The sequence below is a fragment of the Psychrobacter immobilis genome, from assembly GCF_904846235.1.
In the GTDB taxonomy this organism is placed as follows: domain Bacteria; phylum Pseudomonadota; class Gammaproteobacteria; order Pseudomonadales; family Moraxellaceae; genus Psychrobacter; species Psychrobacter immobilis_C.
This window is the reverse complement of record NZ_CAJGZN010000013.1, coordinates 1-15,206: the sequence shown is the minus strand read 5'-3', so window position 1 is coordinate 15,206 and position 15,206 is coordinate 1. Positions and strand designations below refer to the sequence as shown.

The 15,206-nt window shown below is 42.8% G+C and carries 15 protein-coding genes; 12 read left to right on the top strand and 3 right to left on the bottom strand.

The window, feature by feature from the left end:
- Positions 1-717, top strand: coding sequence for a metal-dependent hydrolase (locus JMX07_RS09575; protein ID WP_179799584.1), 717 nt, complete (start codon positions 1-3; stop codon positions 715-717).
- A 59-nt stretch (positions 718-776) separates the two neighbouring features.
- Positions 777-1,367 (top strand): YchJ family protein, encoded by a 591-nt coding sequence (locus tag JMX07_RS09570; protein WP_201607654.1) that lies wholly within the window; start codon positions 777-779, stop codon positions 1,365-1,367.
- A gap of 24 nt (positions 1,368-1,391) precedes the next feature.
- On the opposite strand, the gene JMX07_RS09565 is transcribed toward JMX07_RS09570, so the two are convergent.
- The 3 genes from JMX07_RS09565 to JMX07_RS09555 all read right to left on the bottom strand — a co-directional run bounded on the left by JMX07_RS09565 (position 1,392) and on the right by JMX07_RS09555 (position 3,878).
- Complete coding sequence (locus JMX07_RS09565; protein ID WP_201607652.1) at positions 1,392-2,312, bottom strand: class II glutamine amidotransferase; 921 nt, start codon at positions 2,310-2,312, stop codon at positions 1,392-1,394.
- The gene (locus JMX07_RS09560) at positions 2,313-2,642 is read right to left on the bottom strand and encodes a DUF2007 domain-containing protein (protein WP_227684762.1); all 330 of its coding nucleotides are present in this window, start codon (positions 2,640-2,642) and stop codon (positions 2,313-2,315) included.
- 72 nt (positions 2,643-2,714) lie between these two features.
- Complete coding sequence (locus JMX07_RS09555; RefSeq protein ID WP_201607650.1) at positions 2,715-3,878, bottom strand: homoserine kinase; 1,164 nt, start codon at positions 3,876-3,878, stop codon at positions 2,715-2,717.
- Between the two features lie 185 nt (positions 3,879-4,063).
- On the opposite strand from JMX07_RS09555, the gene hisF reads away from it, so the two are divergent.
- The 10 genes from hisF to JMX07_RS09505 all read left to right on the top strand — a co-directional run bounded on the left by hisF (position 4,064) and on the right by JMX07_RS09505 (position 15,108).
- Positions 4,064-4,846, top strand: coding sequence for an imidazole glycerol phosphate synthase subunit HisF (gene hisF, locus JMX07_RS09550; RefSeq protein ID WP_201607648.1), 783 nt, complete (start codon positions 4,064-4,066; stop codon positions 4,844-4,846).
- Between the two features lie 185 nt (positions 4,847-5,031).
- Positions 5,032-5,550, top strand: coding sequence for a 6,7-dimethyl-8-ribityllumazine synthase (ribE, locus tag JMX07_RS09545; protein WP_160021469.1), 519 nt, complete (start codon positions 5,032-5,034; stop codon positions 5,548-5,550).
- A gap of 216 nt (positions 5,551-5,766) precedes the next feature.
- Positions 5,767-6,609, top strand: coding sequence for a transcription antitermination factor NusB (gene nusB, locus JMX07_RS09540; protein ID WP_227684760.1), 843 nt, complete (start codon positions 5,767-5,769; stop codon positions 6,607-6,609).
- Between the two features lie 14 nt (positions 6,610-6,623).
- Complete coding sequence (gene thiL, locus JMX07_RS09535) at positions 6,624-7,655, top strand: thiamine-phosphate kinase (protein ID WP_201607646.1); 1,032 nt, start codon at positions 6,624-6,626, stop codon at positions 7,653-7,655.
- Between the two features lie 3 nt (positions 7,656-7,658).
- Positions 7,659-8,264, top strand: coding sequence for a phosphatidylglycerophosphatase A (locus JMX07_RS09530; RefSeq protein WP_201607644.1), 606 nt, complete (start codon positions 7,659-7,661; stop codon positions 8,262-8,264).
- Positions 8,265-8,433: 169 nt separating this feature from the next.
- The gene (gene glmU, locus JMX07_RS09525) at positions 8,434-9,810 is read left to right on the top strand and encodes a bifunctional UDP-N-acetylglucosamine diphosphorylase/glucosamine-1-phosphate N-acetyltransferase GlmU (protein ID WP_201607642.1); all 1,377 of its coding nucleotides are present in this window, start codon (positions 8,434-8,436) and stop codon (positions 9,808-9,810) included.
- 182 nt (positions 9,811-9,992) lie between these two features.
- A complete protein-coding gene (glmS, locus tag JMX07_RS09520) occupies positions 9,993-11,837 on the top strand; it encodes a glutamine--fructose-6-phosphate transaminase (isomerizing) (RefSeq protein WP_201607639.1) in 1,845 nt (614 codons plus the stop codon).
- A gap of 149 nt (positions 11,838-11,986) precedes the next feature.
- Positions 11,987-12,802, top strand: a complete 816-nt coding sequence (locus JMX07_RS09515) for a TnsA endonuclease N-terminal domain-containing protein (RefSeq protein ID WP_201607637.1) — start codon at positions 11,987-11,989, stop codon at positions 12,800-12,802.
- Positions 12,786-14,885, top strand: a complete 2,100-nt coding sequence (locus JMX07_RS09510; RefSeq protein ID WP_201607634.1) for a Mu transposase C-terminal domain-containing protein — start codon at positions 12,786-12,788, stop codon at positions 14,883-14,885. Before JMX07_RS09515 ends, JMX07_RS09510 begins: the two co-directional genes overlap by 17 nt.
- A gap of 22 nt (positions 14,886-14,907) precedes the next feature.
- Positions 14,908-15,108 carry a hypothetical protein gene (locus JMX07_RS09505; RefSeq protein WP_201607632.1) on the top strand — a complete coding sequence of 67 codons (201 nt, stop codon included), beginning with the start codon at positions 14,908-14,910 and terminating at the stop codon, positions 15,106-15,108.
- The last annotated feature ends 98 nt before the right edge of the window (positions 15,109-15,206 follow it).

The following is a 15,206-nucleotide window of genomic DNA, read 5'->3' as shown; positions in this document are numbered from 1 at the left end:
ATGGCAAATTTTAATACCCACTTAAATGTCGCCTTTATGGTCAGCGGCACACTGAGTTTGACGGTTTATAAAGCTGGATTGATTGATGATTCAGGGTTTTTGGTGTGCGTAGCGCTTGGTACTATCGGTGGATTGCTGCCAGACTTGGATTCTGATAATTCAACACCGATTAAGCTCGGTTTTAATATCACCTCGTTCATATTTGCTTTTGGTCTGGTCATGCATTGGCGTAGTGACTTGAGCTTACTGGCATTGATAGTATTGTGGCTAGCAGGCTACGGTTTCATGCGCTACGTGGTTTTTCATATTTTTACTACTATGACGGTGCATCGCGGCGTCATCCACTCTGTGCCGTATATGGCGATACTGGGATTGGGTCTGACGTGCCTAAGTTATTATGGCTTGCACCTACCACTGACGACTAGCTGGTTTTATGGTCTGTTTTTATTTGGGGGCGCGATGGTGCACTTATCATTGGACGAGCTGTATAGCGTCAATCTGTCCAATATGAAAATGAAACGTTCATCGGGCACGGCAATGAAATTTTATCAGCCAAAAGACAAATGGTGGTATCTGCTTTTATATACTATTCTGGGGCTACTGGTGTATGCCGCCCCACCTTTTGAGATGTTTTGGTCACGACTAAGTGATCCTTCAGCATGGGCGCAGCTCAAAGTCGGCATATTGCCAGAATTAATAAAAAGCATGCTGCAATAAAGTTATCAAAAGACCACTGAGCCTAAACGAATAAGCCCAAACAAAAATTAGAGTAAAACATGCAATCTTACCCAGATACTTGCCCGTGCCAGATCAATCCAACAGCAGAGACGACAAGCTCTACTTTATCCTATCAAGACTGCTGCCGGCCTTATCATGATGCTTTTTATAATGGTGCGTTTTATAATGATGAGGTTGACAAAGCAGATGGTATAAAAGCGGAGACAGCCGAACGGCTCATGCGTACGCGCTATAGTGCGTTTGTACTCGTGAAACCAGACTATATCGTCAAGACCACAGTACCTGCGCAGCAAGCATTACTTGATGTTGTAGCGATTGAAAGTTGGGCGAAGGAAACGGACTGGGCAGGATTAGAGATTGTAGCGCACAAACCAAAGCTGGGTAAACGTCATGCACAGGTTGAGTTTAAGGCTTATTTTAAAAGTTCTGAGAAAACAACAAGTGGTTTAGCAGTAAAAGTACAAGCGCATCATGAGCTGTCCACCTTCGTGAAGGTAAAAGACAAGGCTAATAACGATGTGCGCTGGTATTTCTTAGATCCGACGATTGCGATGACTGTTAGCCAAAAGCAACCGTGTATTTGTGGGTCTGGTGAGAAGTTTAAGCGGTGTTGTGGGAGTTATATTTAAACAGTATTGGATATTCATTAACCGCTAAACACTCGCTCCAACGGCTCGTGCAATTGCAATACCTTCATCAACGGTCAAAAATTTACGCTGGCTTGGACTGTCTTTATAAATGACATCACCATCTTGAAAAATTAAACATTCATTAACTGCCAATTGTTGCCATTTCTCATTTTCAGTCAATGGAACGGTGACTAAAATAGTGACTTTATCTGTGTCTGTGGTCACATCACCAAAATTAATCGCCATATCATCATCAGCGAGTTTGGCTTCACCAAATGGTGCTTTGCGCGTAAGATAAAACAGTAAGCTACCTGCATAAGCCAGTTGCCACCTGCCATTGGATATTAAGCAATTAAATAGCCCATTGGCCGATAGATAACGACATTGCGTGGTCAAAAAATTAAACAGCGTCTTGTCATCAGGACGTGATTTAAAGCTGCTCTTTAGACGATTAACCAAATAACAGAATGCCATTTCAGAATCAGTTGAACCGACTGGCTGACAATGCGCGGCATTGCCGTTGTCCTGCAAGCGCTGACAGCGTTTGATAAATTCGCTATTCATCTGTCCATTGTGCGCAAATACCCACTGCTCGCCCCAGACTTCGCGGACGAATGGATGGGTATTTGCCAAGCAGTTCTGCCCTTGCGTCGCCTTGCGAATATGCGCAATGACATTCATGGCTTTGATTGGGTAATTATTGACCAAGTCAGCGACTGGCGATAGATGGCTTGGACGATTATCATGAAACAGACGCAGACCCGTTGAGTCATTTGCCGTCTCATCGTTAGCTTTGTCATTATTGCTGCATTCGCTGCGCTCAAAAAATGCAATACCAAATCCATCTTCATGACTGTCCGTCATCCCGCCGCGCTTGCGAAATCCTGCAAAGCTAAAGCCAATATCCGTTGGGGTATTACAGTTCATTCCTAAGAGTTGACACATTTATAAAGTACCGCCGTTATTGTCGTCTATTATTGAGTTACCTTGAGTAGCATTGCTTTGAGTGGCAGATAGCGCATCAAAGTCAGCATCACTCATCTCATCAAGCAAAGCGGCACCATCAGTTGGGATGGTATTCAAAATGCGCTGAGCTTCTGCCAAGTCGGTGTCTTCTACCCACAGAACGATACCAGAGTTCATACCAGGGATCGCACTGAGCGGCTGCAAGGACACGGTTATGCCGTTATTACGTAATAGATTGGCATGCAGCTCGCCTTGCATATTGGTATCAAAGCGCGCCAGTTTGTGCCAGTTATCAACTTGATCGGTCATGGGGTCGCCTCTAAGGTTTCGGTACTAAAATTAGTACTAGCATTGGTACTAGAATAAATGAATAAGCAACGCTTACGATAATTGATCTAGCGTATATTCTTTGATTGCAAACTCACTACTATTTAATGTTTCCTGCGCTTGCTCAGCTTGGGTGATACTGCTAAACACGCCGACTATTTGATTGTCTGGTTTGTTTAATAGTACAAATACGGTATTTTGCGACTTTTCAACATGCGCCCAATGGTAAGCGGCCAGACGTTTCATCAAGTCAGGGTTTTTGACCATGATGTTATCACCCGTACGGCCTTCGGTACGGTTGTAATGAATCACATTGAGGCGTAATAACCAGAAGATCACCGCGGCCTTTGCCAGCATAACAGGTAGTGCACGGTTTTCATCACTGTTTAGCGGGCGAATCGATTCATAACCTTGTAAGAACGCTGCCATTTTACTGCGGTCAAAGTTAACGGATTCGCCTTGTTCTGCAACGCCCCACGTGGTACAAAAATCATTGATAGTAATGGCAATATCCATCACGTAATGCTCGACACTGACTTCGGTGAAGTCTAGTAGACCTGTCAAACGCGCTTCGCGTTTTTGTAGATTCCATAAGGTATTGTCGGCAAACATATCTAAATGACACAGACCTTTTGGCAAAGTTGCCAGTGGTAATTCTGAATAAGCGCGCCAAATATCGCTCATCAGCTTGGCTTCGTCACCTGGCATGAACTGCATTTCACGGTCACGCACCTCGCTCCATGGATACAAAGGCACGCCGTACTGCTCGCTGGGTTGCAGTGCTTGGAGTGTCTCATGCAGCATCGCTAATGCCGCACCAATATCATGACACATTGCTTGCGTGGTTTGCTCCGGATGTGAGCCTGCTAGACACGGCACTAGCGTAATCGCTTTGTCTTCATAATGGATGACATAGCGTTTATCATCGCCATCCGTTTGCGAACCAGTTGATTCAATAACAGCTAGCGGCGCAGCGACTGGTAACTTGCCATTTAACTGATTGAGGATAACGGCCATTTTTTCGATATCAGCGGGCGGACGCTCTTCAAATAAAGTAAACACGTAAGAGTAGGTGCCGTCTACATCGTCAGTCGTTTGAATAAACCAGTTTGAGTTTTTGATACCTTGAGTGATCGGAATCGCGCGGGCAAACGATACGCCAAAGCTTTGGCAAAAGGCGGCAAACTGATCATCGGTTAACTGGGTATAGACGGACATGACATCTCACTTATAGCAATTGGATAAGAAGTTAAATAGGATAAATTTCTGCGGTAATGACAGCAATTGTACCGCGCATGATCAAACGATGGTAAAAAGCGTAATAATCTTGCGAAAACCTGCCTGAAATAGCAGTGATTTTGCTAGACTAGCGCCTATGAATTGATTATAAGGTGAAAGACCCTATGTTAGCAAAGCGTATCATTCCTTGCTTGGACGTTGACAATGGCCGCGTGGTCAAAGGCGTGCAGTTTGTCGATATCAAAGATGCAGGCGATCCTGTCGAAGTCGCCCGCCGCTACAATGAACAAGGCGCTGATGAGATTACTTTTTTGGATATTACTGCGACCAATGATGAGCGCGATACCACTTATCATACTGTTGAGCGCATGGCGGAAACGGTATTCGTTCCGCTGACTGTTGGCGGCGGCGTGCGTAAAATCGCTGATATTCGCAATTTGCTCAATGCGGGCGCGGATAAAGTGGCGATTAACTCAGCAGCCGTATTTACGCCGGAGTTCGTTGGTGAAGCCGCGCAGAAATTTGGCAACCAGTGTATCGTCGTTGCCATCGATGCCAAACGTGTCGCTGATATCAATGTTGATGGTATTGTCGTACCGCGTTGGGAGATTTTCACTCACGGCGGTCGTAAACCAACCGGTATCGATGCCGTTGCTTGGGCGAGCAAAATGGCAGAGCTGGGCGCTGGTGAATTACTGGTCACCTCGATGGACGGTGATGGCACCAAAAAAGGCTATGATTTGGCATTGATGAAGCAAATTACGAGCCGCGTCAATGTACCCGTTATCGCCTCAGGTGGCGTTGGTAACCTGCAACATTTAGCAGAAGGCGTACTAGAAGGCGGCGTAGATGCCGTACTTGCCGCCAGTATTTTTCACTTCGGTGAGTACACGGTATTGGAGGCCAAAGAGTATATGGCAGCACAAGGGATACAGATGCGTCTTTAGTACGCTCGTAATATACAAATAAAACCCAAAAAAATGCTATCATAGCGCTAACCATTTATTTTCGTTCAATTAACTAGGGCAATGCCAAAATAATAGGCGGCCAAGTCGATTGAACGCATCAGACTATTTAGCTATTTATTGACGCCTATATTTCAATTGAATGCTTATTAAGCAAAGGATTTTTTATGTCGAATTTACAACAGCAGCGCAACGACGTGACTCATATCGATGGCAACCTCCATCAAAACGCTGATGCTCGCATTGGTATCGTTGTTGGTCGTTTTAACGGTTTTGTCGTTGAGTCATTAGTTGATGGTGCAATCGATGCCCTACTCCGTCATGGTGTATTGGGTAGCAACATTACTGTTGTTCGTGTGCCTGGCGCATTTGAGCTACCACTTGTGGCCCAACGTGCTGCTGAATCAGATCGTTTTGACGCGATTGTGGCACTGGGTGCAATCATCCGTGGCAGCACTCCACACTTTGATATTGTAGCTAGCGAATCTGCCAAAGGTTTGAGCGCTGTGGCAATGGATTATAATATCCCTGTTGCTAACGGTATCATCACTACTGATAGCATCGAGCAAGCTATCGAGCGCTCTGGTACTAAAGCGGGTAACAAAGGTTCTGAAGCTGCGATGGTTGTACTAGAAATGATCGCTGTTTTGTCACAACTTGATATCGATGATATTGATGAAGCGTAAGCTTTAAAGCTCAAATTTATTAGTTTAACTGGTGCTGCTATTTAGTAATAACAACACCTTATAGCACTAGCCAGCTATCAAAATAATTGGCTATTTTTTGAATTTTCGCCGTATTTCTATACCCTTCAAAGATTTGAATCAGCATAGCTAAAAAACTACTTTGCTAATTTATATTTTGACTGGGTATCATCTCAAAAATTTAGGTACAGACCCCCTATGACTGACCAACTCAAGCGCGCTATTAGCGCTGCGAAAACCGCACAAGCCAATGATGGACAAGCTGAAGCTACCCGTATAGCGAGCAGTAGTGCGGGTGATCAAACATTCGATATGAGTGAGTCTTCTTACAAGACCAGTCACACTGCTATCCGTAAGGCACGTCGCTTTGCGATGCAAGGCCTATACGAATGGCTCGTCACTGATCGCCGCTTTGATGTAGATGGTAAGCTTGGCTGGAAAGCCAATGCTCCGCACGATATTGCTGCTCGCACGCGTGCAACCAATGCCATGCATACCGTCCATATCGGTTATTATCATGAAATGATGCGTGACATCCCAGAGCAGATTGAAGCACTCGATGCGCTTATCAGTCAGCATCTCGATCGTGAGGTTGATAAGCTAGATACGGTTGAGCACGCTATTTTGTTGATTGGCGCGTATGAGCTGCAAAACCGTGTAGAGATTCCTTATAAAGTCGTGCTTGATGAAGCGATGAAGCTAAACAATCACTTTGGGGCGACTGATGCTCATAAGTTGATTAATGCGGTACTGGATAAAATGGCTGGTGAGCTGCGCGCTTTAGAGGTGCAAGCAGATACCAATGCCAATCTACGTACGTCACAAAAAGCGGCGGCTAAACAGTCTGAAGCAAATCCAGCCGATAATATCGAAACTGCTGCTGAAACTGAAAGCGCTATCGTCGATGAGCCGACTGCATCAAATAAGCCGCGTATCAGTGCTAACAAAGCTAACGTTAAACGCAGTAGTGCCAGTAAAGCCAGTGCAAATATCAGTGACTTTAAGGCGAGCAAGAAAAACGCTAACGATACTAAAGATTAAGACTAAGACTAGCCATGAACGAGTTTGAGCTGATTGAGCGTATATTCTCACAGATGCAGGCCACGCATGCGCCATTAACTGGTATCGAAAAAGGTATCGGTGACGACGCGGCTGTGATGGCATTGCCAGCAGGATCACGCTTGGTTAGCTGTATTGATACACTGGTTCAAGGTCGTCACTTTCATGCTGACTGGCAAAGAGTCGACGAATTAGCATTTGCGATTGGCTATAAAACCGTGGCCGTTAATGTCTCAGACATCGCTGCTATGGGTGCGACGCCGCATAGCATTATGCTAGCGCTGGCATTACCTGAACGTTTAGCAAATCACGCATGGCTCACTGAGTTTGCCAAAGGGCTGTTTCATGCATGCCAGCTGTTTGGCGTGACGCTGATAGGTGGTGATACGACTCGCAGTGAGCGTTTAGTACTTAGCATCAGCGCGCAAGGATTGCTATCCGCAGATACACCAGCCATTTATCGCTCAGGTGCACAAGTGGGTGATAAGGTTTATGTTTCAGGCACACTTGGTGATGCCGCTTTTGCCTTGCAGCATCCTGACAGCGCACAAGGTATCGAGTTAGCACATCGTCTACATATGCCGACGCCGCGTATTGCGCTAGGTGCAGCATTGGCAAAAATGGGGGCAACAGCGATGATAGACATCTCCGACGGCCTTTATCAAGATCTTGGTCATATCTGTCAGCAAAGCTCTGTCAGCATGCGCATCCATTTAGATAAGCTACCGAGTAGCGAGTCATTATCTACTGTCGATTTGTCTGATTGCTTATTAGGTCAGCTAGCGGGCGGCGATGATTATGAATTGGCATTTACCTTACCTGCGCATATCAAACCTCCTACTTGCAATACACCTGTCACCTGTATCGGCGAGGTAATTGCATTAGCAGATCCTATAGCGACAGATACCAAGTCTTCTAATAACTCACGTCTTGAACTGTTTTATCAAAATCAGCCAGTGACGCCAACTCAGCCCGCACCGTTTTTAACGTGGCCCAATCTTACTGGTTACCAACACTTTACAGGCTAATCCATGACTGATCACGACTTATCTAAGCCTGACATCCGTAAAGCAAATGACTGCCCACCGCTACCGGTCGGTGCCAGTATGCTTGACCGTGCAGTCTATTGGCTTGGTATCGGTTTAGGTAGTGGTTTACCACGCCGTGCACCTGGTACTTGGGGTACCGTTGGTGGGCTGATTGTGGGCGTGCCCCTCATGAGTCTAGGTTTTATTCCTTTTTTACTGCTGACTATTTTATCTTGTTTGGTTGGTATCTGGATCTGTGGGCGTACTTCTGAATTAATGCAGGTGCACGATGATCCACATATTGTGTGGGATGAATGGGCAGGCATGTGGATTACCTTATTACCGTTATCTTACATTTTGTCTTATTTATTTCCTAAGCCTGAAAATACATTGTCGTTAATGATGATGCCTATGTTTTGGGGCTGGCTACCGACCGCCTTTATCCTATTTCGCGTATTTGATATCTTAAAGCCGCCACCGATTGGCTGGGCAGACAAAAAAGTTGCTGGCGGTCTTGGGGTAATGTTAGATGATATTATTGCAGGCATCATGGCAGCGGTCATTTGGTTGGTTATTTACGTCATTGCGATGATGTTCATGTCTTTTTGATATTAGCGCACAGAAATATTTACTACAGTTTTAGCTGTCTTATATATTTGATTTTACTTACTTAAGTTATTGGTATTCAAATTACAAAGCCTGCACATCACAGTGTTTTTCTAACTGAACATTTGCGCTATAATCCAATATTATATTTTGTTACATTTGCGAGCCTATTATGACATCTCCTCTTTCTGTAATTATTTTAGCTGCCGGTAAAGGCACACGTATGCAATCGGCAAAGCCAAAGGTATTGCAGACATTGGCTGGGAAGTCTTTATTAGGCCATGTACTAGATACGTGCCATCAGCTTACTGTTGATGAAACCATCATTGTTCATGGCTTTGGTGGTGATCAAGTAAAGTCAGAAATTACCAATCAATATACACAAGCATCGATTACTTGGGTTGCTCAAACTGAGCAATTGGGAACCGGCCATGCGGTCAAGGTGACACTGTCTGATTTACCTAAATCAGGACAAAGTCTCATTCTTTACGGTGATGTGCCATTGGTCAGCTGTGAGACATTGACAGCATTAAAAACTGCCAATATTGATGGTATGTCGATGCTGACATTGACTGTTGATAATCCATTTGGATTGGGTCGTATTAAACGCGACCAAGCAGGTAATATTGAAGCCATCGTTGAACAAAAAGATGCCGATGCTGAAGAGCAAAGTATTAAAGAAATTAACAGCGGTATCTACTGCGTCGATAATGCATTACTGCACAAATATTTGCCTGAGCTTTCTAACGACAATGCACAGCAAGAATATTATCTGACGGATATCGTCAAAATGGCTGTTGCCGATGGTATTACTATCGCGACAATTGAGCCTGAGCATACGTTTGAAATTGAAGGGGTTAATAATCGTCAACAGCTTGCTAGTCTAGAACGCACTTGGCAACGTAAGCTAGTTGCTGACTTACAAGAAGCTGGCGTACAGTTTGCCGACCCTACTCGTGTCGATATCCGTGGTACGTTAAGCGCTGGTCAAGATGTATTTATTGACGTTAATGTGGTATTTGAAGGTGACTGTACCTTAGGTGACAACGTCTATATCGAAGCAGGCTGTGTTATTAAAAATGCCAAGATTGGTAATGCCTGCTACATCAAACCTTACTGTGTGATCGATCGCGCTGATATTGGTGCTGGTGTTGATATCGGGCCTTTTGCGCATTTGCGTCCTGATACCATACTATCTGATAACAGCAAAGTTGGTAACTTTGTCGAAATTAAAAAATCAACTATTGGTCAAGGCAGTAAAGTAAATCACTTAAGCTATGTCGGTGATGCAACTGTCGGTACAGGCGTGAATATCGGTGCTGGTGTCATTACTTGTAATTATGACGGTGCTAATAAATCGCAAACCATCATTGAAGACAATGCTTTTATCGGCTCCAATGCTAGCTTAGTCGCTCCAGTGACGATTGGCGATACAGCTACCGTTGCCGCTGGTTCTGTGATTACCAAAGACGTTGATTGTAGTGCCTTAGCGTTTGGTCGTGCGCGTCAAGTACAAAAAAACGACTTTCAAAGACCAACTAAAAAATAATTGCTCATTGGTGGTTTAGCCAACCTCAGTCATTTTTGAATAAACCTAAGCAGTACGGCAATCTTTGTGGTGCTGCTTCATCATATTTATCTGTTGATGATTCATCATTAGTGACCAACCAAATTTTTTGATCTTGCACCATTATATATTGAACTACTAAAATTTAAATCTAAGGAATAGCCATGTGTGGAATTGTAGGCGCCGTTGCTGAACGCAATATTGCGAATATCTTGCTTGAAGGCCTAAAGCGTTTAGAATATCGGGGCTACGATTCGGCTGGTCTGACCGTTATTCGTGATGGTGAACTACACCGTGAGCGCCAAGTGGGTAAAGTACAGGCACTAGTTAATGCCGTCGCTATCAATCCAGAGTTTTTTGATGGTCATATCGGTATTGCTCATACGCGCTGGGCAACCCATGGCGAGCCAGCACAACGTAATGCGCATCCACACGTGTCAGGCAAAATTGCGGTCGTTCATAACGGTATCGTCGAAAACTACGCTGAACTAAAAGAAGAGCTAATAGCCAAAGGCTACGTGTTTACTTCACAGACAGATACTGAAGTTGTGGCGCATCTAATCCATGATATCTACAAAAAGACACCTGACTTGTTAGAAGCAGTACGCACCATTATCCCGTTACTGCACGGTGCTTTTGCATTGGGTATCGTACACGTAGATTGCCCTGATGAGCTCATTACTGTACGTCTAGGCTCACCTTTAGTGATTGGTGTTGGTATCGGTGAGAATTTTATCGCATCAGATCAGTTGGCTTTGCTGCCAGTGACTAACCGCTTTATGTATCTAGAAGAAGGCGATATCGCCAAATTAACTCGCAATAGCATTCAAGTTTATGCAGATGGTGTTGAAATCCAACGTCAGATACATGAGATTGATGCAACCCAGCATAATGCAGATAAAGGCGAGTTCAAGCATTATATGCTCAAAGAAATTTACGAGCAGCCAGATGCCGTCGCTCGTACGATCGAGATGGCTTTGGACAATGGTGAAACGACTAAACTACGCGACGATTTTTTACAGCGTCATGAGACACTGTTGTCAGGTATTCGTCATGTACAAGTGATTGCTTGTGGTACCAGTTATCATGCCGGTATGGTCGCAAAATACTGGTTTGAGAACCTTATCCGTATACCTTGTTCCGTCGAGGTTGCCAGCGAATTCCGCTATCGCAATCCTGTCGTCGTCGATAATACTTTGGTCATCTGTATTTCTCAATCTGGTGAAACGGCTGACACCTTATCAGCATTACGTGATATCCAGAAGCAAACACCAGCAGGCTTAGTCAGCTTGGCATTATGTAATGTACCGACGTCATCGCTGGTACGTGAAACAGATATTTTCTTACCGACGTTGGCAGGGCCTGAGATTGGCGTCGCCTCTACCAAAGCATTTACCACGCAGCTTGTGGCCTTGATATTGTTGATATTAAAAATTGGTGTCACGCAGAAACGCATGACTGACGAGCAGTTAAATACGTTATTAAGTGAGTTACATCAATTACCAGGACAACTCTACGCCAGCTTAAACCTTGATGCTCCTATCAAAACCATGAGTGAAAGCTTTGAAGATAAGAAAAGCTGTCTATTCTTAGGTCGCGGGCTACAGTTCCCGATTGCGCTAGAAGGCGCGCTAAAGCTAAAAGAAATCTCTTACATTCATGCAGAAGGTTATGCGGCAGGCGAGCTTAAACACGGTCCATTGGCATTGGTCGATAAAGACATGCCCATCGTCGTACTAGCGCCCAAAGACAGTATGTTTGATAAATTAAAAGCCAACATGCAAGAAGTGCATGCGCGTCATGGCGAGCTATTTGTATTCGCTAGCGAAGCCAGTCAAATGGTCGCGGAAGATAGACTACACTTAGTATATGTACCCGATGTTTGCGAGACGCTTGCCCCTATCGTCTACAGCGTGCCTGTGCAGCTGTTGTCATACCATGTAGCAGTGATGCGTGGCACAGACGTCGACCAGCCACGCAATTTGGCAAAATCAGTCACGGTAGAATAAGAAGAATTACTCTACGACAGCTCCTTGTACGTGAGTAATAAAGTGACATACTAAGTAATAAAGAATCATACTGAGTAATAAAGAGTCATACTGTTGACTCCGCTATCACCCCTTGCTAAAGTTTATATAACTTTAGCAAGGGGTTTTTTATGCTTTCAAAAAAACAAGAAAAGTGGCTTAAAGAAGGTAGAGGTCAGGGGGAGTTTGCCGATTATAAACCTTGGATAAAAATATCTGATATATCGTCGTCAGGTCGCTCCCATAGAGTTTTCGGTCACAAAACAAGACGTACTCATCATTTAATGTCTGATTTAGAGCTAGCAACATTTCTATTTCTTGAATGGAGTCAAGAAATCATAGATATTCGAGAGCAATTTCCTCTTAAATTTGATGAAACTCTTCAGATTGCAGAGAATATGCAAGTAAAGCACCCTGCTATTAGAGGCAATACTCATGTTATGACATCAGACTTTTATGTTGTGAGCTCTGATAAAGAGCTTAGCCAATTTGTTTTGCAGGCAAAATATTCAAAAGACCTAATGAAGCCCAGAACTATAGAGAAACTAGAGATAGAGCGTCGATACTGGCACTCTAAAGGTATTTCGTGGCAGATAATCACTGAAAAAGACATACCTATAGCCGTTCAAAATAACATTAAATGGCTATATCCAGAAACTACTCTAAATAGGTCAATTGATACTCAAGACAGTCTGAATTTTTACGCTAAGGAATTTACCAAATATCCTAAAAAAAGCATTATTGCTGTGTGCAAAGATATTGATACTGCATATTTCAGTGAGATAGGCAGTTCGCTTAATGAGTTGAGAACATTATTAGGGCTAAGGTTCTTCATATTCGACCTTCGCATAGACTTTAGAAAGCTAAAGTGTAGCGACATTCAAATAAGTAACTCTCATTATTGGGACTTGATGACTGAGGAGCTTGGATATGTTGCGAATCAATGATGTTTATAGTAATCAAGGTTCAACGTATAGAATACTAAGCCTTTTACCAGAGCAAGTTGTTTGGATTGAGATTGATCGTACATCCGCATTGCCTGAACTTGTACTTATTAAGGATTTAGTAAATCTGATTGAAGAGGATGTGTGTTATATCACTGACGACCCTCATCAGAGTTTACTGTTACAAACTCCAAAAGATGGCAGTAAAGCTCAGTTAAAACGAGATGAAAGTTATGAGCTTATTAAGCCTATTGTAAGTCACCCTTTATATTACCTTCCAGAGGAACGTGCAAAGTTCATTAATGAGATTGTTGACTCTAAAAGAAGTACAAAACAAACGCTATATCGGTTACTTCGTAGGTATTGGCAAAAAGGCCAAGTACCTAATGCTCTACTTCCGAACTATAAGAATTCTGGAGCGAAAGGAAAAAAGCGTATTGCTAAAGATAAAGAGCTAGGTAGGCCTAGGCTTTATAAGGAAGGCGTTGCTGCCGTTATTAACGAAGATGTAGAAAGGCTCTTCTCAATTACTATAAATAAGTACTTATTAAACGATAGCAAGCATACAGTCATCTATGCTTACCGAAAGTTTAAAACAATCTATCGCTCTTTAAATCCAGATGTTAAAGAAGAAGACTTTCCTAGTATCTGGCAGTTTAAATACTTTTATGACAAGAACTTTACTTCTGTTCAAAAACTCAAAGCGAGACATAACAAAATTAGTTATAACAAAGATGTGAGACAGTTAAGATCGACTGTTAATACTCAAGTTCTTGGACCTGGCTCACGCTATGAGATCGATGCTACTATTGCAGATATTTATCTAGTATCTGATTCAGATAGACAAAGTATTGTAGGTCGTCCAGTTATTTATTTCGTTACAGATGTGTTTAGCCGCATGGTAGCAGGTTTTTATATTGGATTTGAAAATCCTTCCTATGTCACGAGTGTTCAAGCCTTAGAGATGGCGGTAGCGGATAAACAAAGTCACTGTAAAAATTATGGCCTTAATATCACAGCTGATGATTGGCCATGTATAGGCTTGCCAGATGCAATTCTCGCAGATCGAGGAGAGTTACTAGGTCATCAAATTGAGACCTTGGAAAAAAGCTTTTCAGTTCGAGTAGAGAATACACCTCCTTATCGTGGCGACTTAAAACCTATTGTGGAGCGTTACTTTAAAACGATGCAGGCAAAGTTCAAACCATTTGCGCCAGGAGTAGTCACAGAGGTTAAAGAGAAGAAAAAAGGTGGCAAAGACTATCGACTAGATGCTGCTTTGACAATTTCAGATTTCAAAAAAATTATTATTAATTCAATTTTGATGCATAACAATGCTCATCAATTAAGTCACTATGATAGAGATAGTGATATGCCGTCTGACTTACCTTTAGTTCCTATTGAATTATGGAATTGGGGATTACAACATCGAACGGGTAGGCTTCGTGCTGTCTCAGCGGATGCTTTATACATAGCGCTATTACCTCGAAAAAAAGCCACCATTTCAGATTTAGGTGTCAAGCTTTTTGGTAATTACTATATTTGTGCTGAAATAAGAGAAAAAGGCTGGCTTCATCGGAAAAACACAATCAATAGACCTAAGTCGATTAAAGTTGCTTACGATCCTTTAGATGCGAATACAATTTTTATCTTTTATGAACAAGATAGCCTCAATTACTGGAAAGCCCATTTATCCGATAGATCAAGAGAGTTTAAAGGCTGTAGTTTTTGGGAAGTGTGGCAAATACAAGAAGAGCAGAAAAAAACAGCTGCTAATCAGGAGCTTAAAAGTAGTTTCGCATTAGAAACCCTTGAACGAGAAAATGAAAAAATCATAAAAGAAGCTATTAAGGCTAAACGAACAGCATTTAAAAGTAAGTCAGCTCAGTTAGCTAATATTAATGATAACAAAAGGTTAGCTAAAGATAAGGAGCGACAGGACAGGCAGAGAAATAAGTTTAAAAAAGGTGAGTTAATTCAACTGTCTACGACCAAAAAAATCACGAAAAGTCAAACTGAATTTGATGATGAAGAGCTAGCGCTTAAGTTCCCAATTTATCATAATATTTTATCTGAAGATGACTGATTATAGAATGTTGGAGACAGTAATGATTAATGCAGTTTATAAAGAAAGCTTTGGTTCTTATAAAGGGAATCCATTCATTGAAGCACTGCCTGACATTCTAGAACCAGAACAAGTGGTCAAAAAACTTAAAGGTAATATAAAGCTCAATCATTTTGACTGTCAAGCCTCCTCTTCTATTCGAGCCCATTTGATATTGAACCGCCCCGACTTTATCGGAGAGTGATTTACTTGAGTCAGGCAGCGATGCCTGACAGGGTTAAATTATCATAATACCGCTTTTCAAACTCAAAGGGTGACACATATCCAATCGTGCTATGCAAT

Bases quoted from the DNA above. Each gene is read 5' to 3' on its own strand.
- JMX07_RS09575 (WP_179799584.1), top strand. From the start codon at position 1: ATGGCAAATTTTAATACCCACTTAAATGTCGCCTTTATGGTCAGCGGC.
- glmU (WP_201607642.1), top strand. From the start codon at position 8,434: ATGACATCTCCTCTTTCTGTAATTATTTTAGCTGCCGGTAAAGGCACA.
- nusB (WP_227684760.1), top strand. From the start codon at position 5,767: ATGACTGACCAACTCAAGCGCGCTATTAGCGCTGCGAAAACCGCACAA.
- JMX07_RS09505 (WP_201607632.1), top strand. From the start codon at position 14,908: ATGATTAATGCAGTTTATAAAGAAAGCTTTGGTTCTTATAAAGGGAAT.
- hisF (WP_201607648.1), top strand. From the start codon at position 4,064: ATGTTAGCAAAGCGTATCATTCCTTGCTTGGACGTTGACAATGGCCGC.
- JMX07_RS09515 (WP_201607637.1), top strand. From the start codon at position 11,987: ATGCTTTCAAAAAAACAAGAAAAGTGGCTTAAAGAAGGTAGAGGTCAG.
- JMX07_RS09530 (WP_201607644.1), top strand. From the start codon at position 7,659: ATGACTGATCACGACTTATCTAAGCCTGACATCCGTAAAGCAAATGAC.
- ribE (WP_160021469.1), top strand. From the start codon at position 5,032: ATGTCGAATTTACAACAGCAGCGCAACGACGTGACTCATATCGATGGC.
- JMX07_RS09570 (WP_201607654.1), top strand. From the start codon at position 777: ATGCAATCTTACCCAGATACTTGCCCGTGCCAGATCAATCCAACAGCA.
- JMX07_RS09565 (WP_201607652.1), bottom strand. From the start codon at position 2,312: ATGTGTCAACTCTTAGGAATGAACTGTAATACCCCAACGGATATTGGC.
- JMX07_RS09510 (WP_201607634.1), top strand. From the start codon at position 12,786: ATGTTGCGAATCAATGATGTTTATAGTAATCAAGGTTCAACGTATAGA.
- JMX07_RS09555 (WP_201607650.1), bottom strand. From the start codon at position 3,878: ATGTCCGTCTATACCCAGTTAACCGATGATCAGTTTGCCGCCTTTTGC.
- thiL (WP_201607646.1), top strand. From the start codon at position 6,624: ATGAACGAGTTTGAGCTGATTGAGCGTATATTCTCACAGATGCAGGCC.
- JMX07_RS09560 (WP_227684762.1), bottom strand. From the start codon at position 2,642: ATGACCGATCAAGTTGATAACTGGCACAAACTGGCGCGCTTTGATACC.
- glmS (WP_201607639.1), top strand. From the start codon at position 9,993: ATGTGTGGAATTGTAGGCGCCGTTGCTGAACGCAATATTGCGAATATC.